The sequence below is a fragment of the Paraburkholderia sp. J69-1 genome, from assembly GCF_905220255.1.
GTDB lineage: Bacteria > Pseudomonadota > Gammaproteobacteria > Burkholderiales > Burkholderiaceae > Paraburkholderia.
On sequence record NZ_CAJMZG010000016.1, the window covers coordinates 70158 to 91063 of the forward strand.

16 protein-coding genes are annotated in these 20906 nt (G+C 62.4%); 14 read left to right on the plus strand and 2 right to left on the minus strand.

The window, feature by feature from the left end; all coding sequences use genetic code 11:
* Positions 1-139 precede the first annotated feature (139 nt).
* The 13 genes from U5A67_RS26465 to U5A67_RS26525 all read left to right on the plus strand — a co-directional run bounded on the left by U5A67_RS26465 (position 140) and on the right by U5A67_RS26525 (position 18140).
* Complete coding sequence (locus tag U5A67_RS26465) at positions 140-1921, plus strand: methyl-accepting chemotaxis protein (RefSeq protein ID WP_321816494.1); 1782 nt, start codon at positions 140-142, stop codon at positions 1919-1921.
* A gap of 291 nt (positions 1922-2212) precedes the next feature.
* Positions 2213-2482 (plus strand): hypothetical protein, encoded by a 270-nt coding sequence (locus tag U5A67_RS26470; RefSeq protein ID WP_321816495.1) that lies wholly within the window; start codon positions 2213-2215, stop codon positions 2480-2482.
* The gene (locus U5A67_RS26475; RefSeq protein WP_205981645.1) at positions 2479-3240 is read left to right on the plus strand and encodes a 2-keto-4-pentenoate hydratase; all 762 of its coding nucleotides are present in this window, start codon (positions 2479-2481) and stop codon (positions 3238-3240) included. Before U5A67_RS26470 ends, U5A67_RS26475 begins: the two co-directional genes overlap by 4 nt.
* Positions 3241-4007: 767 nt before the next feature.
* Complete coding sequence (locus tag U5A67_RS26480; protein WP_027814734.1) at positions 4008-5930, plus strand: PrkA family serine protein kinase; 1923 nt, start codon at positions 4008-4010, stop codon at positions 5928-5930.
* Positions 5931-6097: 167 nt separating this feature from the next.
* Positions 6098-7366, plus strand: a complete 1269-nt coding sequence (locus U5A67_RS26485) for a YeaH/YhbH family protein (RefSeq protein ID WP_205981644.1) — start codon at positions 6098-6100, stop codon at positions 7364-7366.
* Positions 7363-9096: a SpoVR family protein gene (locus U5A67_RS26490; RefSeq protein WP_205981643.1), complete on the plus strand. Its 1734-nt coding sequence runs from the start codon at positions 7363-7365 to the stop codon at positions 9094-9096. The genes U5A67_RS26485 and U5A67_RS26490 overlap by 4 nt, the downstream gene beginning before the upstream one ends.
* A 203-nt stretch (positions 9097-9299) precedes the next feature.
* Positions 9300-10976, plus strand: a complete 1677-nt coding sequence (locus U5A67_RS26495) for a SulP family inorganic anion transporter (RefSeq protein ID WP_321816496.1) — start codon at positions 9300-9302, stop codon at positions 10974-10976.
* Positions 10977-11227: 251 nt separating this feature from the next.
* A complete protein-coding gene (locus tag U5A67_RS26500) occupies positions 11228-12640 on the plus strand; it encodes a GH1 family beta-glucosidase (protein WP_415767946.1) in 1413 nt (470 codons plus the stop codon).
* A gap of 167 nt (positions 12641-12807) precedes the next feature.
* A complete protein-coding gene (locus U5A67_RS26505; RefSeq protein ID WP_205981640.1) occupies positions 12808-14049 on the plus strand; it encodes an ABC transporter substrate-binding protein in 1242 nt (413 codons plus the stop codon).
* 6 nt (positions 14050-14055) lie between these two features.
* Entirely contained in the window at positions 14056-15003 is a 948-nt protein-coding gene (locus U5A67_RS26510) for a sugar ABC transporter permease (protein ID WP_321816497.1), read from the plus strand.
* Positions 15004-15053: 50 nt separating this feature from the next.
* A complete protein-coding gene (locus U5A67_RS26515; RefSeq protein WP_321816558.1) occupies positions 15054-15935 on the plus strand; it encodes a carbohydrate ABC transporter permease in 882 nt (293 codons plus the stop codon).
* Between the two features lie 37 nt (positions 15936-15972).
* Entirely contained in the window at positions 15973-17064 is a 1092-nt protein-coding gene (locus U5A67_RS26520; protein ID WP_205981637.1) for an ABC transporter ATP-binding protein, read from the plus strand.
* A gap of 53 nt (positions 17065-17117) precedes the next feature.
* Positions 17118-18140, plus strand: coding sequence for a substrate-binding domain-containing protein (locus U5A67_RS26525; RefSeq protein ID WP_321816498.1), 1023 nt, complete (start codon positions 17118-17120; stop codon positions 18138-18140).
* A gap of 20 nt (positions 18141-18160) precedes the next feature.
* On the opposite strand, the gene ppk2 is transcribed toward U5A67_RS26525, so the two are convergent.
* Positions 18161-19024 carry a polyphosphate kinase 2 gene (gene ppk2, locus U5A67_RS26530; RefSeq protein ID WP_321816499.1) on the minus strand — a complete coding sequence of 288 codons (864 nt, stop codon included), beginning with the start codon at positions 19022-19024 and terminating at the stop codon, positions 18161-18163.
* Positions 19025-19249: 225 nt separating this feature from the next.
* On the opposite strand from ppk2, the gene U5A67_RS26535 reads away from it, so the two are divergent.
* The gene (locus U5A67_RS26535) at positions 19250-20005 is read left to right on the plus strand and encodes an IclR family transcriptional regulator (protein ID WP_205981634.1); all 756 of its coding nucleotides are present in this window, start codon (positions 19250-19252) and stop codon (positions 20003-20005) included.
* Positions 20006-20027: 22 nt separating this feature from the next.
* On the opposite strand, the gene U5A67_RS26540 is transcribed toward U5A67_RS26535, so the two are convergent.
* Entirely contained in the window at positions 20028-20906 is an 879-nt protein-coding gene (locus tag U5A67_RS26540) for a citryl-CoA lyase (RefSeq protein WP_321816500.1), read from the minus strand.

Genomic DNA, 20906 nt, shown 5'->3' on the forward strand with positions numbered 1-20906 from the left:
GCATTTCGATTGATTCTTCATACCATATAACAATTTCAAGTCTCTCAAACGTTTGCCGTAAACGAATTCAGAGCAGGTTAAACGCAGTTATTCGTTTTTATGGGCGGCAGCCTCCGCCTTCGGCAAGCACGGGAGAGTCATGAACAAGGGCATCAGCATCAAGGCACGCATCGGCCTCACGATGGGTTTTCTGGCGACGCTCATCGTCGTCATCAGCGTGGTGGGATTGCTTGGACTCACGCGCTCCAACGACGCCTATCGCGATACCTACACGAATCAGATGCCAAGCGGCCATGCGGTGAACATGGCCGAAATCTACGCCGCACGCGAGCGCCTCGCGCTCGACCGCGCGGCCTTCCAGATCGGCACGCCCGACGCGGCGGTCACGCTGGGCCGCGCCAAAGAAATGCGCGGCGTTTCGGACGGCTTCTGGAAAAAGTATCTCGATCTGCCGCGCGGCCAGGACGAAGACCGTATCGCGCAGGACGTCGCCGCCAAACGCGACGCGCTGCATCAGGCCGCCGATACCTTCGCCGCCACCGTCGCGGCCGCCGACCAGAGCAAGGTGCTCGACGGCGCGAAAGCGCTGCAGGCCGCCTATGACCAGCTCTCGAAGGCCGACAGCGCGCTCGACAAGCTGCAGACCGGCCTCGCGCAGGACGGTTTCGACGCCTCGCAGGCGGCGTTCAGCGAGCTTCGTATCGCCGTGGTCGCCGCGCTGCTGATCGGCATCGGCGCTTCGGTGTTCTCGTTCCTCGCACTGCGCCGCGCGATTTCCGAGCCGCTCGGCGAGGCGCTGGGCGCCTTCACGGCGATTGCGGCCGGCGATCTGCGCCGCCCCGTCGTGGTGCGTACGCGTGACGAAATGGGCGAACTGCTCGGCGGCGTCTCGCGCATGCAGAGCAGCCTGACCGACACGGTGCGCTCGGTGCGCGAAGGCGCGGAGTCGATCGCCACGGCCACGCGCCAGATCGCGGCCGGCAATATCGACCTGTCCTCGCGCACGGAAGAGCAGGCATCGGCGCTGCAGGAAACGGCGTCGAGCATGGAGGAGCTGACCGGCACCGTGAAGCAGAACGCCGAAAACGCCCGCCAGGCGAGCCAGCTTGCGGCCAATGCTTCGGAAATCGCCAACAAGGGCAGCAGCGTCGTGAGCCAGGTCGTCGGCACGATGGGCGATATCAACCAGAGCTCGGCGAAGATTTCCGACATCATCACGATCATCGAAGGCATCGCCTTCCAGACCAACATCCTCGCGCTCAACGCGGCCGTGGAAGCGGCCCGCGCGGGCGAGGAAGGCCGGGGCTTCGCCGTGGTGGCGGGCGAGGTGCGCAGCCTGGCACAACGTTCGTCGGCGGCGGCCAAGGAAATCAAGGCGCTGATCGACACCTCGGTCGAGCGCGTGCAGGCGGGTTCGGCGCTGGTCGACGAAGCCGGCCGCACGATGACCGAGATCATCGGCGCGGTGCAGCGCGTGACCGACATCATGGGCGAGATCGCCGCCGCGTCGCAGGAACAGTCGAGCGGTATCGACCAGGTGGCGCGCGCCGTCACGCAGATGGACGAAGTCACGCAGCAGAACGCCGCGCTGGTGGAAGAGGCCGCCGCCGCCGCGCAGTCGCTGGAAGACCAGGCGGGCCGTCTGCGCGCCGCCGTGGCCGTGTTCAGCCTGGACGATCACAGCATGTCGGCGACGTCGTTTGCGCCCGCTGCGCCGGTCCTCGCGGCGCCTGCCAGCCCGAAGCCCGCAGCGCGCCCGGTGGCGAAGGCCGCCGCCGCTCGCCCGGCGCCCAAGGCTGCTGCATCGTCCGCGTCGTCCGCGCAGTCCGCACCGAGGGCTGCCGCTCCGGCCGCAGCCCGTCCGGCAGCGAGCGCCGCTGCCCCGGCTACGGCATCGAACGACGACTGGGAAACGTTCTAAACCGGTTTGCGCGGGTTTCGTCGGCGTAATAAGCCGCCGAAAAGCGGCTGAGAACCGGCTGAACCCACGCTTCACAACGGCAACTCATGCCGGATGAATTTGCGCCGCTGCCTTGCAGCGGCGTTTTTTTTGCACGTAAGGTGCCTGCGCGTACCGCGCCGGGATGGTTACGGTACATTGTGTGTCGTGTCACGCTCGCAGCCCGGTGCGCAAGGTACACTGCGCCGCAACTGGACCGGGTGGCCCGGGAGGCAGCCGCAGGGCGTGCGAGGCGAGGGCCGGAGCGGTTCAATGCCGGTTCAAGGCCGGGAGAAGGCCAGCACAACGGGACAACGGGGCGGCAATGCGGTCACGAATGGGCGCCAGGGAGGGCGCGCTGCATTGCCGGACATCAGCATCAAGCGGATTCAGCTGGATTCGGGCGGATTCAAGCGGATCAACGCAATTCAGACGAATCCGGCGGCCTCGCGCCGCCATCGAGCCATGACGACAACGTGCCTGTCCGCGCCAATCGCCAATGCGGCGTTGGCCGGCGAACGTACAACAAGGACCCAGACATGACACGTGACGATCTCGTGCAACGCCTCGTGACGGCGCGTCAGCGCCATCACCTGATCGAGACGCTGCCGCCCGAAAGCCTGCCGCCCGACGCGGCCACGGCCTATGCGATCCAGCAGGCCGTGATCGACGGCCTGGGCACCGCCACGGGCGCCTGGAAGATCGGCGCACGCTCGCCCGGCGGCGCCGCTTCGGGCGCACCGATTCCCGCCACCCTGGTGCATGCGTCGCCCGCGCGCGTCGATCGCCAGCACTTCTTTCGCGTGCTGGTGGAACTCGAAATCGCGTTCCGTTTCGCCGAGCCGGTCGCGCCGCGCCCCGACGCCTATGCGCGCGACGAAGTGCTCGCGCTGGTCGGCCAGGTGCTGCCGGCGATCGAAATCGTCGATAGCCGTTTTGCCGAATGGCCCAATGTCGCGCCGCTCGCCCAGCTCGCCGATGCGCAGAACAACGGCGCACTCGTGACCGGCCATGCGCAGCCTTATGGCACGCTCGCGCGCGCGCTGGATTTCGTCGCGCCCGAACTCGAACTGACCTTCGACGGCGTCTCGCTCGTGCCCGAAGCGCCCGGCAATCCGGCGGGCGATCCGCGTGAATTGCTGCTGTGGTTCGTCAACCATTGCGCCGCCATGGGTATCACCATCGAACCCGAATGGACGATTACCACGGGTTCCTACGTAGGGGCTCACCGCATCGAAGGCCCGGGTCTGCTACGCGGTCATATCGACGGATTCGGCGAAGTCGAAATCGAATTCGTGTGATGCAGATCTGATCCCGTCTCTGGCGCAGCGAACGCATGCGTCGTCACATTTCATTACGGCCATCGCACGACTTGTGCGATGGCCGTTTTTCATTCGGCTCGCCGCGGACTTCGTGCACCGAAATGTTTCGCGCAAACTGTCACGCGTGACATGTTTAACGTGTCGGCCATGCAGCGAGCACAAAAATGCCACTACTGACGATAGGGGCAGCAGCGCGCAAAAAACACTGTGCAGATGCACGAATAAATGCGCGGCAGGTCACCGACGCACGCCAATACGACGCGTAAAACGAGAAAAAACGCGCAGGCAACGATAGGGCATCCGCGCGGCATCAGCGAAGGCATCGCCGGATCGAACTGTTACAAATAAGGCGATGAAAAAGCGTTGCAGCGTGTACACGCGCTTGCGCGGCCATGCGTTGAGGGAGGAAGTGGTGCGCAGGAAGGAGGAGCGAGCGGACAGTGCGGCTTAACCTTTCTCGCGATGCTCGAACGTCGAAGACCGTGGCGATCTATCTGCGATTATGTGCAACTCACCGCAGTAACATCGGCAGTAATATCGCACACTACGGCGTGAAACTTGCGAGGGTGGGAAGATCATTGTAAGTCGTGTTTCGCGTAGCTCCAAGCACTCAAATCGGCCCTTGAATCCGGCGCGATTTATGTGTGAAAAAAAATTCAAAAGGGTTTAGGATGAATTCGAGCGATGTCGTTTCCGATTAGCGCGCCGCGCACGACATCGGTCGCAGATCTCGGCGAGGAGGTAGCATGGATATCTACAGCAGCTTCGCGACCCGCTTCGAAAAAACGCGAGAAGAGGAACTCTCGCTCGAGGAGTATCTCGCGCTCTGCAAAGAAGATCCCAGCGCGTACGCCACGGCTGGCGAACGCATGCTGACGGCAATCGGGGAACCAGAACAGATCGATACCCGCAATGATCCGCGCACGTCGCGCATCTTTGCGAACAAGGTCATCAAGGTGTATCCCGCTTTCCGCGAGTTCTATGGCATGGAGGACGTGATCGAGCAGGTCGTCGCGTACTTCCGCCATGCGGCGCAAGGACTCGAAGAAAAGAAGCAGATTCTCTACCTGCTCGGTCCTGTGGGCGGCGGTAAATCGTCCATCGCCGAGCGTCTCAAGCAGCTCATGGAACGCGTGCCGTTCTACTCGATCAAGGGCTCGCCCGTGAACGAGTCGCCGCTGGGTCTGTTCGACTACGACGAAGACGGTCCCATCCTCGAAGAGCAATACGGCATTCCACGCCGTTATCTGAAGAGCATCCTGAGCCCGTGGGCCGTCAAGCGCCTGCACGAATACAACGGTGACATCCGCAAGTTCCGCGTGGTGCGCCGCTATCCTTCCATCCTGCGTCAGATCGGTATCGCCAAGACGGAACCCGGCGACGAGAACAATCAGGACATCTCGTCACTGGTCGGCAAGGTCGATATCCGCAAGCTCGAGCAATACGCGCAGGACGATGCGGACGCCTACAGCTACTCCGGTGGTCTGTGTCTCGCGAACCAGGGTTTGCTCGAATTCGTCGAAATGTTCAAGGCGCCGATCAAGGTGCTGCATCCGCTGCTCACGGCGACCCAGGAAGGCAACTTCAAGGGCACCGAAGGCTTCGGCGCGATTCCGTTCAACGGCATCATTCTCGCGCACTCGAACGAGTCGGAATGGAAGGCCTTCCGTAACAACCGCAACAACGAAGCACTGCTCGACCGGATCTTCGTGGTGAAGGTGCCGTACTGCCTGCGCTACTCGGAAGAGATGAAGATCTACGAGAAGCTGCTGCGCAATTCGTCGCTGGCCGATGCCGTCTGCGCACCGGGTACGCTCAAGATGATGGCGCAGATGTCGGTGCTCACGCGTCTGCAGGAACCCGAGAATTCCAGCCTCTTTTCGAAGATGCAGGTCTACGACGGCGAGAATCTCAAGGACACCGATCCAAAGGCCAAGTCGTACCAGGAGTATCGCGACTTCGCCGGTGTCGACGAAGGTATGAACGGGGTGTCCACGCGTTTCGCCTTCAAGATTCTCTCGCGCGTGTTCAACTTCGATTCGACCGAAGTGGCGGCGAATCCGGTGCATCTGATGTATGTGCTCGAACAGCAGATCGAGCGCGAGCAGTTCCCGCCGGAAACCGAGCAGAAGTATCTGTCGTTCGTGAAGGACGTGCTGGCGTCGCGTTACGCTGAATTCATCGGCAAGGAGATTCAGACCGCGTACCTCGAATCGTATTCGGAATACGGTCAGAACATCTTCGATCGCTATGTCACGTACGCCGACTTCTGGATTCAGGACCAGGAGTTCCGCGATCACGACACTGGCGAGAGCTTCGACCGCGCGGCCCTGAACGCCGAACTGGAGAAGATCGAAAAGCCGGCGGGCATCAGCAACCCGAAGGACTTCCGCAACGAGATCGTGAACTTCGTGCTGCGTGCGCGTGCTGCCAATGCCGGCAAAAATCCGGCCTGGATCAGCTACGAGAAGCTGCGCGTGGTGATCGAGAAGAAAATGTTCTCGAATACGGAAGAACTTTTGCCGGTTGTCTCGTTCAATGCAAAAGGATCGGCGGAAGAGCAACGCAAGCATGAAGACTTCGTCAACCGCATGGTGGCGAAGGGCTATACGCCGAAGCAGGTCCGGTTGCTCTGCGACTGGTATCTGCGTGTGCGCAAGTCGTCATGAGCGCAGAAGCTTTACCTTCCTGCTGCGCCGCCGCAACGATCGTGCGGCGGCGCAAAAGGAAACTCCGGCAGGGCGCAGGCCACGCAGCCGCGAGCGGGTGAACGCGGCAGGCACGGCATCCCAGACTGCGCACCTCGCCCATTCCAAACTGGAGCGGGAGACTGGATGTGCTTCATCAAATCATCGACCGCAGGCTGGCAGGCAAGAACAAGAGCATTGCAAACCGCGAGCGCTTTCTGCGCCGCGTGAAAAACTATATTCGTCACGCCGTCTCGGAAGCGGTGCGTGACCGCAGCATCAAAGATATTCAAAGCAATCAGAGCATCACCATTCCGCGCAAGGACATCGCCGAGCCTTCGTTCCGGCACGGCCCGGGCGGGCGGCGCGAAATGGTCCATCCCGGCAACGAGGATTACATTCGCGGCGACCGTATCGCGCGCCCGCAGGGCGGCGGAGGCGGTGGCGGCAGCCAGGCGAGCAACGAAGGCGAAGGTCAGGATGACTTCGTGTTCGAACTCTCCCGCGAAGAATTCATGCAGTACTTCTTCGACGACCTCGAACTGCCGCGCCTCGTCAAAACCCATCTGATGGCGGTGCCCACGTGGAAGAGTATCCGCGCGGGCTGGGCGGCCGAAGGCACGCCCAATAACATCGACGTGGTGCGCTCGCTGCGCAGCGCGCTGGGCCGCCGTATCGCGCTGGGCGCGCCGCTCGTGAACGAGCTGCATGCGCTCGAAGAACAGCTCGAAGCGCTGATGTCCGATACGACCGATCGCCGCGACGACATCAAGATTCTCGAAGACGAGATCCACCATCTGCGCGGGCGCATCTGGCGCATTCCGTTTATCGATCCATTCGATCTGCGTTACGTGAACCGCGTGAAGCAGCCGCAGCCGTCCAGCCAGGCCGTGATGTTCTGTCTGATGGATGTGTCCGGGTCGATGGACGAGCAGCGCAAGGATCTGTCCAAGCGCTTCTTCATCCTGCTGTACCTGTTCCTCAAGCGCAACTACGAGAAGATCGAGGTGGTGTTCATCCGTCACCACACGCGCGCCGAGGAAGTGGACGAAGACACCTTTTTCCATTCGACGGAAAGCGGCGGCACGGTCGTGTCGAGCGCGCTGGAACTGATGAAGAAGGTGATCGAGGACCGTTATTCGCCGAGCGAATGGAACATCTACGGCGCGCAGGCGTCCGACGGCGACAACTGGACCGACGATTCGCCGAAGTGCCGCAAGCTGCTTGCGGATGACATCCTGCCCAAGGTGCGCTATTTTGCCTATATTCAGGTGACGCCGGAGGAGCAGAATCTCTGGCTCGAATATGCGCAACTGGCGCTTTCCGAGCCGGCGCTCGCGATGAAGAAGGTCGACACGGCGGCGGATATCTACCCCGTGTTCCGGGAGCTTTTTGAAAAACAGGTAGAGCGATCATGACGACGCGACACCTGCACAACGAGGCGCGCGGCTATGAGCCGGAGCGCCGGAAAACGGGCGGCCGCGGAACCGGGCAGCATGGCGATCACGACGCCGCCGCCGGAATGGGGGGACATGACGCCGATCCCGCGCGCAGCGATGCGCCCGGGGCCGGCGGGCACGAGCTCCCTCCTGAGCGGCGGTTTGCGCAGAATAGGGAAGTGCATATGAACGTAGCCGATAGACGGCCGTTGCCGTGCCCATCCGACTGGACCTTCGATCTGATCGAAGAGTACGACACCCATATCTCGCATGTTGCAGAGCAATACGAACTGGACACTTACCCTATCCAGCTCGAATTGATCAGCGCCGAGCAGATGATGGATGCCTATGCCTCCGTCGGCATGCCGGTCAATTATCGCCACTGGTCGTTCGGCAAGCATTTTCTCTCCACGGAGAAAAGCTATCGCCGGGGCCAGATGGGTCTCGCTTACGAGATCGTCATCAACTCGAATCCCTGCATCGCGTATCTCATGGAAGAAAACACCATGACGATGCAGGCGCTCGTGATCGCGCACGCGGCTTACGGCCACAACTCGTTCTTCAAGGGCAACTATCTGTTCCGCCTCTGGACGGACGCGCACGCGATCGTCGATTACCTCGTCTACGCGAAGAATTACATCGCCGAATGCGAGGAGCGTTTTGGGCTCGATCGGGTGGAGGAACTGCTCGACTCGTGCCACGCGCTAATGAATTACGGCGTCGATCGTTACAAGCGCCCGCAAAAGCTTTCGCTCGAACGCGAGGCCGCGATGCGCCGCGAACGCGAGGCGTATCTGCAATCGCAGGTCAACGAACTCTGGCGCACGCTGCCGAAAACGCAGCAGCCGATCGCCGAGGAAACCGACGAACGCTATCCGCCCGAGCCGCAGGAAAACCTGCTGTATTTCGCGGAAAAGAACGCGCCGCTGCTGGAGCCCTGGGAGCGCGAAGTCATTCGCATCGTGCGCAAGGTGGGGCAGTATTTTTATCCGCAACGTCAGACTCAGGTGATGAACGAAGGCTGGGCGACCTTCTGGCATTACACGCTGCTCAACACGCTGTATGCGCAAGGCAAGCTGGAAGACGGCTTCATGATGGAGTTCCTGCATTCCCATAGCAATGTGGTCTATCAGCCGCCTGTCACCAAGCCTTACTACAGCGGGATCAATCCGTATGCGCTGGGCTTTTCGATGATGAGCGACATTCGCCGCATCTGCGAAAACCCCACCGACGAAGACCGCCGGTGGTTCCCGGAACTCGCGGGCAGTCCGTGGCTGAAGGCGCTGCACTACGCAATGCGCAATTTCAAGGACGAGAGCTTTGTTGCGCAGTATCTGTCGCCGCATCTGATCAGGGAAATGCGCCTCTTTTCCGTGCTCGACGACGATATGCGCGATGCGCTCGAAGTCTCGGCGATTCACGACGACAGCGGTTATCAGTACGTGCGTCAGGCGCTTTCGCGTCAGTACGACATGCATCATCGCGAGCCGAATATCCAGGTGTGGTCGGTGAATACGCGCGGCGACCGTAGCCTCACGCTGCGTCACTTCATGAGCGACAACCGCCACCTTTCCGGCGATACCGATGAGGTTTTGCGGCACATGGCGCGCCTCTGGCAGTTCGACGTGTATCTGGAGAGCGTCGATGAAAACGGCACGGTCAGGAAGCGCTATGACTGCCGTTACGTGCCGCCGGCGGTGAGGGTTTAACACTCACTCACGTTCTCCCTGCGATGCGGTAACCGAAGGCCAGCCTGAGCGCTGGCCTTTTTTCTTGCTCGCGCTTTCAAGTGCCTTTTAGACGGCGAGGCAGAAGGGGCCGCGCTAAGATACGTCGCTATTCGTGCTGTGTATTTTTCATCGAGGATTCACGGAGGAGACGTTGCGGATGCAAGAATCGAAAGGACGCTGCCATGGCGCTTGACCTGTTCAGAGGCGTGCGGCCGATCACGCGCGAAGGCGCATTGCGCGATGCCAAAGCCGGTGTCCTGCTCGCGTCGATGAATATCCCGCAGTTGCTTGGCTACGCGCGCATTGCGGGCATGCCTGCGGTGACCGGCATTTACACGGGCTTTTTGCCGCTGATTGCGTTCGCGTTATTTGGCGCTTCGCGTCATCTGGTGGTGGCCGCCGATTCGGCCACGGCGACCATTTTCGCCAGCAAGCTCTCGACGATGGCCGCGCCCTCCAGCGCGGAATATGTCGCGCTGGCCGGCATGACGGCCTTGCTCACGGCCGCGATGCTCTTGCTCGCGCGCATCTTCAAACTGGGCTTTCTCGCCGACTTTCTCTCGCGCACTGTGCTGGTGGGTTTCCTCACCGGCGTGGGCATGCAGGTTGGCGTGGCGATGCTCGGCGATATGCTGGGCATTCCGTTTAGCTCGCGGCGCACGGTGCTGCAGATCAAGCAGATCGTCCTGCAATTCAACACGATTCACTGGCAGCCGCTCGCCATTTCCGCGCTGGTCGTCGCGACGATTCTGCTTTTCAAGCGTTTGAAGCCCGGCTGGCCGGTGCCTTTGCTTGCGGTCGTGGGCGGCATCGCAGCGAGTGCGAGCTTCGATTTCGCGGGCCACGGCATTGCCATTACAGGGCCGGTGGAAGGCGGTTTGCCGCATATCGACTTCCCCGGCGTAGGCTGGTTTCAGATGATCGATCTGCTGCAGGTGGCGGCGTCGTGCTTCGTCATCATCGTCGCGCAGAGTGCTGCGACGAGTCGCGCTTTCGCGGAGAAATACGGCGAACGTGTCGATGAAGACCGCAATCTGCTCGGTCTCGCAGCGGCGAATGCAACCGCTGCAATCAGCGGCGCTTTCGTGGTCAATGGCAGTCCTACGCAAACGGCAATGGGCGATCAGGCCGGGGCACGCAGCCAGTTTGCGCAGCTTGTATTTGCGGGCGTGGTGGTGGTCGTGCTGCTGTTTTTTAGCCGCTGGTTGCAGTATCTGCCGCGTTGCGTGCTGGCTGCGATCGTCTTCACGATTGCCGTGGGTCTCGTGCATATCGGCCAGTTGATCGACATGCGCGCGGAAAGCCGCGGCGAATTCCGGCTTGCCGTCGTGACAGCGATTTCGGTCGTGGTGATCGGCGTGGAGAACGGCATTCTGATTGCGATCGGGCTGTCGCTGCTGCGTCATGTGCGTCATAGCTATCGCCCGCATACGATGGTGCTGATGCCGAACGAGGCGGGACGCTGGATGCCCGTGCCCGCGCAAGCGGGGCAGATGACCGCGCCCGGCTTGATCGTTTATCGCTTTGGCGCAGACCTTTTCTACGCGAACGATCATTTTTTCGTCGACGATTTGCGGCGTTTGATCGACGGTGCGCCTGCGCCCGTGCGTTGGCTGGTGATCGATGCCGCAGCCATTACCGATGTCGATTATTCCGCAGGTCGTTCGGTCAACGAATTGTGCGAATCGCTGCGCAATAGCGGCGTGCACGTGATTTTCGGCCGCGTGAACCGCTATCTGCGCGCCGATATGGACCGCCACGGCATTACGCCCGTGATCGGCGCGGAAAACATCTACACGACCCTGCACGAGGCGCTCGCCGCCGTGCATCCCGAACTCGACGCGCACGCCGACGCCTGACGCGCGTATCGAACCAATCCGCATCAATCTAGACGAGCGGCGGCGGCAAGGCCAGCCGCCGCTCTTGCGCGCCTACACGCAAACTACTTAAAAAGCTCCAGAAAAACCCTGATTGCCCGCGCGTTTTGGCGGCTGATATCGTGCGCCTCAAGCGCTGTGGAAGCGCTTCCACTCCAACCACCGGAAGGCCGGAACCATCGCGGCGCGCCTCGCGCTACGATGGACTGGCCAGACTTCGCGCAGGAGCATTCGTGACACACGATTCATCCGCTTCGCTGCATTCCGCCTCAACCGCCACGCTCGAAGACGACGCCTTCACGCCGTCGCCTGACTCCGCGCTCTGGCGCCGCGACTTCCTGCTCGGCGCGGCCACCGCCTCGTATCAGATCGAAGGCGCCGCTACCGAAGACGGCCGTCTGCCGTCGATCTGGGACACCTTCAGCGCCACGCCCGGCAAGGTGCTGGCCGGTGACACGGGCGCCGTCGCCTGCGATCACTATCACCGCTGGGCGGGCGATCTCGATCTGCTCAAGGACCTGAATTTCGAGGCTTATCGCTTTTCGATCGCCTGGCCGCGCGTGATGGATGCGTCGGGCCGCCCGAACCCGAAGGGCATCGCGTTTTACAAGCGCCTGCTCGAACGCCTCAAAGAGCAGGGCATCCAGACCTTCGCGACGCTCTATCACTGGGACTTGCCGCAGCATCTGGAAGATCGCGGCGGCTGGCTCAATCGCGACACCGCCTACCGTTTCGCCGATTACGCCGATCTGATGAGCCGCGAACTACGCGGTCTGGTGGATTCCTGGATGACGCTCAACGAGCCGTGGTGCTCGGCTTATCTGGGCTACGGCAACGGCCATCATGCGCCGGGCCTGGCGAACCCGCGTTATCCGACCCAGGCGATGCACCATCTGCTGCTCGGCCACGGTCTCGCGACGCAGGTGTTGCGCGCCAACGATGCGAAATCGGCCAAAGGCATCGTCGCGAACGTCGGGCGCGGCACGCCCAATTCGAACAGCGCCGCCGATATCACCGCCGCGCGCCGCTTCGAAGTGCAGCACAACGCGTGGATTCTCGATCCCTTGCTCAAGGGCGAATATCCGGCGGAACTGTTCGAACTCTGGCCGGGCACCGAACCCTTGATTCTCGATGGCGATATGGAAACGATCGCTACGCCGCTCGATTTCCTCGGCATCAACTACTATTTCCGCACCAACGTGAAAAGCGACGGCGCGCACGGCTACACCGAAGTGCCGCTGCCCGATGTCGAGCGCACGCAGATGGGCTGGGAAGTCTACCCGGACGGCCTGCGCGATCTGCTGGTCGGCTTTCACGACACCTATGAAAAGCTGCCGCCGGTCTACATCACCGAAAACGGCATGGCGTCGGACGATAGCGTGCAGGACGGCGAAGTCGTCGACGCGCAGCGCATCGCGTTTCTCAAGCGCCATCTGGCGGCCGTCGATGCGGCGATCAAGAAGGGCGTCGATATTCGCGGCTATTTCGTCTGGTCGCTGCTCGACAACTTCGAATGGGCCTTCGGCTACGAGCGGCGCTTTGGCGTCGTGCACGTGGATTACGACACGCAAAAGCGCACCAAAAAGCGCAGCGCCGAATTGATCGCGCGCTTTATCGCCGAGCGCAACGCACGCGAAGGCCATTAATCAGAGAACGGTATTAACCGTAATTGCAGTACCGGCTGCGCGCCGCGAGAATGCGTCAACAGGGGAAGTCACAAGCCGCAGGACCGCGCGCGCCAGCCACCCGTAACACCGCGATAGTTTGACTTCATGTACCCGCAGATAAAACCGGCATAACCGGAGGAGACGTAATGAAGCAAAACGCACCTGTCCTGCGCGCCATCGCGGCCGCGCTGGCATTGGCCGGAGCGCTCGCCGCCCACGCCGCGGACGCGCCGCTCAAGGCCAATGTGATTCACTGGTGGACCTCGGGCGGCGAATCGGCTGCCATCAAGCAGTTCGCGCAAGCCTACGATCAGGCGGGCGGCCAGTGGGTCGACAACGCAATCGCGGGCGCCGACCAGGCGCGCGCCACGGCCATCAACCGCATCGTCGGCGGCGATCCGCCCACCGCCGCGCAGTTCAATACGTCGAAGCAGTTTCACGACCTGATCGACCAGGGACTCCTGAATAATGTCGATGCGGTCGCCACGAAGGAAAACTGGAACGCCATCCTGCCGGATTCGGTGCTCAATCAGATCAAGGTCAATGGCCATTTCTACGCCGCGCCGGTCGATATTCACATGCAGGACTGGTTCTTCTACTCGAAGCCGGTATTCGCCAAAGCGGGCATCGCCAACGAGCCGAAGAGCATGGACGAACTGTTCAGCGATCTCGACAAACTCAAGGCAGCGGGCGTGATTCCGCTCGCGCTGGGCGGCCAGGCGTGGCAGGAAAAGATCACTTTCGATGCGATCTTCGCCGACATGGACCGCAATCTGTACATGAAGGTCTATCGCGATCGCGACGCCAATGCGGTCAATTCGCCGGCCTTCAAGAACGTGCTCGCCACCTTCAAACGCCTGCATAACTACGTCGATTCCGGCTCGCCGGGCCGCAACTGGAACGATGCGACGGCGCTGGTGATTTCGGGCAAGGCCGGCATGCAGATCATGGGCGACTGGGCCAAGGGCGAGTTCTCGAACGCGAAGCAGGTTGCGGGCAAGGACTTCGGCTGCTTCCCGGGTTTTGCGAATTCGCCGTACATGATCGCGGGCGATGCCTTCGTGTTCCCGAAGACCGACAATCCGCAGGCCGTGAAGGCGCAGCAACTGCTGGCGTCGGTGATGACATCGCCGAAAGCGCAGGCCGCGTTCAGCGAGAAGAAAGGCTCGATTCCGATTCGCCTCGACGTGGATACCGCCGGTTTCGACGTCTGCGCGAAGGAGGGCATGGCGATCATGAAGGACAAGACGCGTCAGTTGCCCAACCCGGAAATGCTGATTCCGCCCGATGTGCAGGGCTCGCTCCAGGACGTCATCACCAACTTCTGGAACAAGAACCAGTCGGTCGAGGACGCGCAGAAGGCGTTCGCCACGGCCATCAAGAGCTAGATGCCCATGTACGCGCTCAAGCTGGACGAAGCCAAACAACGGTCTAAACGGCAGGCGCGTGCAGTGCGCCCCATGCGGCGGCGCGTCTCGCTCGCCGCATGGATCGCGCTGCTGCCGATGGCGGCCACCGTCGTGTTCGCGTATCTGGGCACGATGTTGTGGACCGCACGCGTGTCGATGAGCTATTCGCGCTCGCTGCCGTCGAACACTTTCGCGGGCGTCACGCAGTATGTGCGCCTGTTCGAAACCGAACGCTGGATCGTGTCGCTGCAAAACCTGGCGATCTACGGCGTCTGCTTTATCGCCGCCTGTCTTGTGATCGGTTTGCTGCTGGCGATTTTCATCGATCAGCGCGTGGCCGCCGAAGGCGCGCTGCGCACGATCTTTCTCTATCCGTATGCCATGTCGTTCGTGGCGACCGGCCTGGTGTGGCAGTGGATTCTGAACCCTGAACTCGGCGTGCAGGCGGTGTTGCGGCACATGGGTTTCGAGCACGCGCAGTTCGACTGGATCGTTTCGCAACGCTTCGCGATCTATACGCTCGTGATCGCCACCGTCTGGCAGGCGTCGGGACTGGTGATGGCGCTGCTGCTCGCGGGCTTGCGCGGCATCGACGAGGAAATCTGGAAGGCCGCGCGCCTCGACGGCATTCCGCGCTGGCGCGTCTACGCGAGCATCGTCGTGCCGATGCTGAAAACGTCGATGTCCACCGCCTTCGTGCTGCTCTTCGTGATGGTCGTGAAGCTCTACGACGCCGTGGTCGCGATGACGCAAGGCGGCCCCGGCACGGCCAGCGAAGTGCCCGGCAAGTTCATCATGGATTATCTGTTCAACCGCGCGAATATCGGCCTGGCTTCGGCCGCGTCGATCGTGCTGCTCGCCACCGTGCTCGCGATTCTCGCGCCGGTGCTCTATGCGAGAAACCGCATGGCCAGCAAAGGAGAACGAGCATGAGCGCGCCGTTGACCGATTCATCCGGCGCCATTCCGCGCGTTAAACGCGCTATGCCTGGCACGAAAGGAAAACCCAGGCGCAGCCGTTTGACCCCGGCCCGCCTGGGTATCTACGGATTCCTGATTATCGCCGCGTTGTTCTTCCTGTTACCGCTCTATGTGATGCTCGTCACCTCGGTCAAGCCGATGGAGGAAATCCGCCTCGGTCATCTGCTGGCATTGCCGCGCCACCTGACGCTTGCGCCTTGGCAGGACGCCTGGTCGTCGGCGTGCACGGGGCTCGAATGCGCGGGCATTCGCGTGGGCTTCTGGAATTCCGTGCGCATCGTCGTGCCCAGCACGATCATCTCGATCGTCGTGGGTGCGGTGAACGGCTATGCGCTGTCGTTCTGGAAACCGCGCGGCGCGGGCCTGCTGTTCGCCGTGCTGCTCGCGGGCGCGTTCATTCCGGTGCAGGTGATGGTGTATCCGCTCGTGCGCGTGCTGGCGACCGTGCATCTGTTCAGTTCGCTGCCCGGCATCGTGGTGATCCACACGATCTTCGGCATGCCGGTGATGACGCTGCTGTTCCGCAATTACTATGCGTCGCTGCCGCAGGAACTGTTCAAGGCGGCGCGCATCGACGGCGGCGGCTTCTGGCGCATCTTCGCGCAACTGATGTTGCCGATGTCGGTGCCCATCATCGTGGTGGCGATCATCATGCAGGTCACGGGCATCTGGAACGACTACATTCTGGGCCTCGTCTTCGCCGGCACCCGCAATCTGCCGATGACCGTGCAGCTCAACAACATCATCAACACCACCACCGGCGAGCGGCTCTACAACGTCAACATGGCCGCGACGATCCTCACTTCGCTCGTGCCGCTGGCGATCTATTTCGTGTCGGGGCGCTGGTTCGTGCGCGGTATCGCGTCGGGCGCGGTGAAGGGCTAAATCAGGCACTAGGCGTAATACAAGCGAGACATAAGCGATGACGAACCTGGCAAACGTATCGGTGCGCAATCTGCGCATCGAGCTTGGCGCGAACACCGTGATCGAGGACCTCGACCTCGACGTGCGCGCGGGCGAATTCGTAGTGCTGCTCGGCCCTTCGGGTTGCGGCAAATCCACCTTGCTGCACAGCATCGCGGGCCTGATCGACGTGACGGACGGCAGCATCGAGATCGGCGGCGAGGACATGACCTGGGCCGACCCGAAAGATCGTGGCGTAGCGCTCGTGTTCCAGTCCTACGCGCTTTATCCGACCATGAATGTCGAGCGCAATATGTCGTTCGCCTTGCGCATCAACGGCACGCCCAGGCCGGAGATCGAGCGCCGTGTCAAACGCGCCGCCGACATGCTCCAGCTCGGCCCGCTGCTCGCGCGCCGTCCCGCGCAGCTCTCGGGCGGCCAGCGCCAGCGCGTGGCGATCGGCCGGGCGCTGGTGCGCGAAGCCGATGTGTTCCTGTTCGACGAACCGCTGTCGAATCTCGATGCCAAGCTGCGCACGGAACTGCGCCGCGAACTCAAGCAACTGCACCAGCAGCTAGGCGCGACGATGATCTACGTGACGCACGATCAAGTCGAAGCGATGACGCTCGCCACGCGCATGGCCGTGATGAAGGGCGGCGTGATCCAGCAGTTCGGCACGCCCGCCGAAGTCTATGCACGCCCGGAAAATCTGTTCGTGGCGACCTTCCTTGGCACGCCGCCGATGAACCTGTTGCGCGGCACGCTCGAAGCCGACGAAGGCAAGCTCTGGTTCCGCGGCCCGCAACTTTCCGTCGATGTCACGAATTACGCCTTCAAAGGCGCGCCAGATCTGACAAAGCCCTGCATACTGGGCGTGCGTCCCGAGGATGTGCGCGCGGGCGCGGGCGCGCGCGGTGATGCGCTGCAAGGCAAGGTCACCCTGCTGGAACCGATGGGTAATCATCGTGTGCTCTGGCTCGATTATCATGGCGCGCAGATCGCATCGATCGATCAGGACAAGGCGCCGCTCGCAGGCGGGGCGCCGGTGCCGTTCGAGATCGATGCATCGCAGGTATCGCTGTTCGACGAAGCGAACTCGGAGCGGCTGTAAGCAGGTCGCAAGCACGCTGCGACACGACAAAAAGACCAAGGGACGAACCAGACGTGGCAACCCTAAAAGACGTGGCAACACTCGCTGGCGTGGGCCTTTCCACCGCCTCGCGCGCGATCTCGGGCAAGGGGCCGGTATCGGCCGAGGCGGTAGCGCGCGTACAGGCGGCGATCGATCAGCTGAACTTCCGGCCATCGTCGATCGGCCGGGCGATGGCGACGCAGTCGCTCGGCATCATCGGCATCTTCGTGCCGACGTTCTTCGGCTCGTACTACGGCACGATACTCAAGGAAACCGATACCGAGCTGCGCGCGGTGCGCCGTCACGTGGTCGTGGCGACGGGCTGCGGCGAAGCCTCGCCGCGCGAGCAGGCGATCGAGGCGGTGCGCTTTCTGATTGGCCGCGATTGCGACGGCGTGGTAGTCATCAGCCACGATCTGCACGACGACGATCTGGGCATGCTGCACGCGCTGCATCCGCGCATGGCGTTTTTGAACCGCGCGTTCGACCAGTTGCCCGATGCATCGTTTTGCGCCGACCACTTCCACGGCGGCGAACTGGCGGCCCGCACGCTGATCGAGCACGGCCACCGCGAGATTGCGGCGATCGGCGGTACGGCGAGTTCCTCGGACAACCAGGCGCGTCTGGATGGTTTTTTCGCCGAACTCGAACGCCACGGCATCGAACGCGAGCGCGTGCCGCTCATCATGTCGGACTTCTCGCCCGAAGGCGGCTATGCGGCAGCGGGGCGGCTGCTCGATTCGAAACGGCGCTTCACAGGCCTGTTCTGCGCGAACGACACCATGGCGATGTCGGCGCTTGCGCGGCTGCAGCATGCGGGTATTTCGGTGCCGCGCGATGTGTCCGTGATCGGCTACGACGATGATTATTCGGCGGCCTATATGGCGCCTGCGCTCACATCCGTTCACATTCCCACGGCCGAACTCACGCGCAATGCCGTGCGCTGGCTGATCAACCAGTGCTACGGCACGGAGTGGGACATCGAACGGCGCTTCGACGTGAGCGTGACGATGCGCGCGTCGGTCGCGCAGGCGAACCCGGCGCACGCAAAGTAAAAAGCAAAGCCCGGGCGAAGTCAGTACTGCAACGGCACGTGCCGATACGCGTAATCGGGTTCCACGTAGCCGTTCGGCTTCTGGCGGTGCGGCAGCTTGACCTTGTCGCGCGGCACCGCCTCATAAGGCACCTTGCTTAGCAGATGCGCGATGATGTTCAGGCGCGCGCGCTGCTTGTCGTCCGAGTGCACATAGAACCACGGCGCGAAATTCGTATCGGTTTTCTCGAACATCTCGTCGCGGGCGCGCGAGTAGTCGAACCAGCGATGGTAAGACTCCAGATCCATCGGCGAGAGTTTCCAGATCTTGCGCTCGTCGGTGATACGCGCTTCGAGGCGGCGCGTCTGTTCTTCCGGGCTGACTTCGAGCCAGTACTTGAGCAGGATGATGCCCGAGTGCACGATGGCGCGCTCGATCAACGGCACCGTGGTGAGAAACTCCTGCACCTGTTCTTCGGTGCAAAAACCCATCACGCGTTCGACGCCCGCACGGTTGTACCAGCTGCGGTCGAAGATCACGACTTCGCCCGCCGCGGGCAGATGCGGCAGATAGCGCTGGAAATACATCTGGCTCTTCTCGCGCTCGGTGGGCGCGGGCGTGGTCACGACGCGAAACACGCGCGGATTCACCCGTTCCGTGATGGCCTTGATGGTGCCGCCTTTGCCCGCGCCGTCACGGCCTTCGAACAGCACGCAGACTTTCGCGCCGCTTTTGACCACCCACTCCTGCATCTTCACGAGTTCCTCGTGCAGATGACGCAGCGTTTTCTCGTAGGCTTTGTCGCTGAGTTTGTCGTCGGGCTTGCCGTTGGGCTTCTCGTCGGGCCTCTCGCCGGATTGCGGCGCAGCGTCTTTCGATGCCTTCTTCGTCTTCGTATCGGACATGGCGTTCCTTTCCATCGGACTGGTTGAGAGAGCATGCGGCGACGAAGCAGCCCGTGCCGCGCGCAAGTCGCAGGGTAGTCGACGTGTCTGCGCCGGAGCAACGCGATTCAGGCATCCGTCCGGCATCCATCAAGGCAAGTGCAAAACATGTGCATACGGACAAGGTCGCGGCTTGCACGGGGGATCGCGTAAAATCAGGCTCGTTCCCATCCCGCTTCGATCGTCATGTCCGCGGACTCATCCGTCCAACCTGCGCCCAAAAAAGAAGAAGGCGTCGCCGTCATCGACCGTGCGTGCGCCATCCTGTTTGCGTTCCGTCCCGAGGATAGCGCGCTCACGCTTGCCGAGCTTGCTGCGCGCACAGGGCTCTACAAGAGCACGCTGCTGCGCCTGGCCGGCGCGTTGATCCAGCATCGGCTGCTGCTGCGTCTGGACGATGGCCGCTACCAGCTCGGCCCGGCGACGTTCGCGCTGGGCGCGCTTTATCAACGCGGCCTGAATCTCGGCGATATCCTGCTGCCGCTGATGCGCGAGCTGATGGAGAAAAGCGGGGAGAGCGTGTCGTTCTACGTGCGCGACAACGCAGTGCGCGTGTGCCTGCATCGCGTCGATTCGAAACATGTCGTGCGCCATCATGTGCGCGAAGGTGATGTGCTGCCGCTCGAAACCGGTTCGGGCGGGCGCGCGCTGCTCGCCTTCGGCGGCGAGCCGGGCGAGAGCCACGATCAGACGAGGCGCGATTTTTACTGCATGTCGGTGGGCGAGCGCGACCGGGAGACGTCGGGCGTATCGATGCCGGTGTTCGGCGTGCACGACACGCTGCGCGGCGTGCTCACGCTCGCGGGGCCGAGTTCGCGCATCGACCATGCGTTCGTCGAGGCGAATCTCGATGCGCTATTCGATTGCGCCGCGCGCGCAACCGATGCGCTGGGCGGCGATTCGCGCGCGCTGCGCGCCGCGCAGCAGCGCGCGCGCGCCTGAACACGCTTAAGCGTCTGCAGAATCAGCGTTTGTTTTCGTTGTGGTTGTCGTTTTCGTGTTCGGCTTGTAGATGACGCTCCGCCGGGCCGGTGTACGCGTAAGCCATCTGGCGCGGCATCGGTCCTTTATTGCGCTCGCCGCGGCCGCGCTGCTCCCATGCGTGCGCGAGAATGCCCACCGCCCGCGACAGGCAGAACACACCGCGCGCAAGCTCGGGCGCAAAGCCCAGTTCGGCATAAATCACGGCGGTCACGCCGTCGATATTCATCGGCACCGGCTTGTCCTTGCGCTTTTTCAGCAGCGCTTCGATACCGCGCGCGATCGCTGCATAACGTCCGCCGATCACGCCGCGTTCGACGCGGACATCGACCATTTCCAGCAGACGTCCCGCACGCGGATCGACCGGATGAAAGCGGTGCCCGAAACCCGGCAGATATTTGCCGTGTTCGGCGATAAACGCATCGACGCCTTGTTCGACCGCATCGTCCAGCGCGCTGCCCGCATCGATGCGCTCGCCGATCGCCGCGTAAAGCTCGACCGCCTGCTGGCCCGCGCCGCCATGCACATCGTCGAGCACGTTGAGCGCCGAGGCCATCGCGCCATTGAGCGGCAGCCCGCAACTCGTGGCGATGCGCGATATCGCAATCGACGGCGCGTGCGGGCCATGATCGACCGAGGCCACCAGCGCCGCTTCGAGCAGCGCGGCTTCGTCGTCGCTGGGCAGGTCGCCGCGCAGCATCAGCCAGATCATTTGCGGAAAACTCACGCGGCCGATCAGTTCCTGGATCGGGTAGCCGCGGACCTTGATCGAGCCCGGATGAATATCGATGATGGAGGTGCGCCAGTAGTCGGCGCACAGCGCGGCGAGGTCGGCGTTGCGGTTGTCTTGCGTGTTGGACAT

Bases quoted from the DNA above. Each gene is read 5' to 3' on its own strand.
- U5A67_RS26465 (WP_321816494.1), top strand. From the start codon at position 140: ATGAACAAGGGCATCAGCATCAAGGCACGCATCGGCCTCACGATGGGT.
- U5A67_RS26470 (WP_321816495.1), top strand. From the start codon at position 2,213: ATGCCGGTTCAAGGCCGGGAGAAGGCCAGCACAACGGGACAACGGGGC.
- U5A67_RS26475 (WP_205981645.1), top strand. From the start codon at position 2,479: ATGACACGTGACGATCTCGTGCAACGCCTCGTGACGGCGCGTCAGCGC.
- U5A67_RS26480 (WP_027814734.1), top strand. From the start codon at position 4,008: ATGGATATCTACAGCAGCTTCGCGACCCGCTTCGAAAAAACGCGAGAA.
- U5A67_RS26490 (WP_205981643.1), top strand. From the start codon at position 7,363: ATGACGACGCGACACCTGCACAACGAGGCGCGCGGCTATGAGCCGGAG.
- U5A67_RS26495 (WP_321816496.1), top strand. From the start codon at position 9,300: ATGGCGCTTGACCTGTTCAGAGGCGTGCGGCCGATCACGCGCGAAGGC.
- U5A67_RS26505 (WP_205981640.1), top strand. From the start codon at position 12,808: ATGAAGCAAAACGCACCTGTCCTGCGCGCCATCGCGGCCGCGCTGGCA.
- U5A67_RS26510 (WP_321816497.1), top strand. From the start codon at position 14,056: ATGTACGCGCTCAAGCTGGACGAAGCCAAACAACGGTCTAAACGGCAG.
- U5A67_RS26515 (WP_321816558.1), top strand. From the start codon at position 15,054: ATGCCTGGCACGAAAGGAAAACCCAGGCGCAGCCGTTTGACCCCGGCC.
- U5A67_RS26520 (WP_205981637.1), top strand. From the start codon at position 15,973: ATGACGAACCTGGCAAACGTATCGGTGCGCAATCTGCGCATCGAGCTT.
- ppk2 (WP_321816499.1), bottom strand. From the start codon at position 19,024: ATGTCCGATACGAAGACGAAGAAGGCATCGAAAGACGCTGCGCCGCAA.
- U5A67_RS26535 (WP_205981634.1), top strand. From the start codon at position 19,250: ATGTCCGCGGACTCATCCGTCCAACCTGCGCCCAAAAAAGAAGAAGGC.
- U5A67_RS26540 (WP_321816500.1), bottom strand. From the start codon at position 20,906: ATGTCCAACACGCAAGACAACCGCAACGCCGACCTCGCCGCGCTGTGC.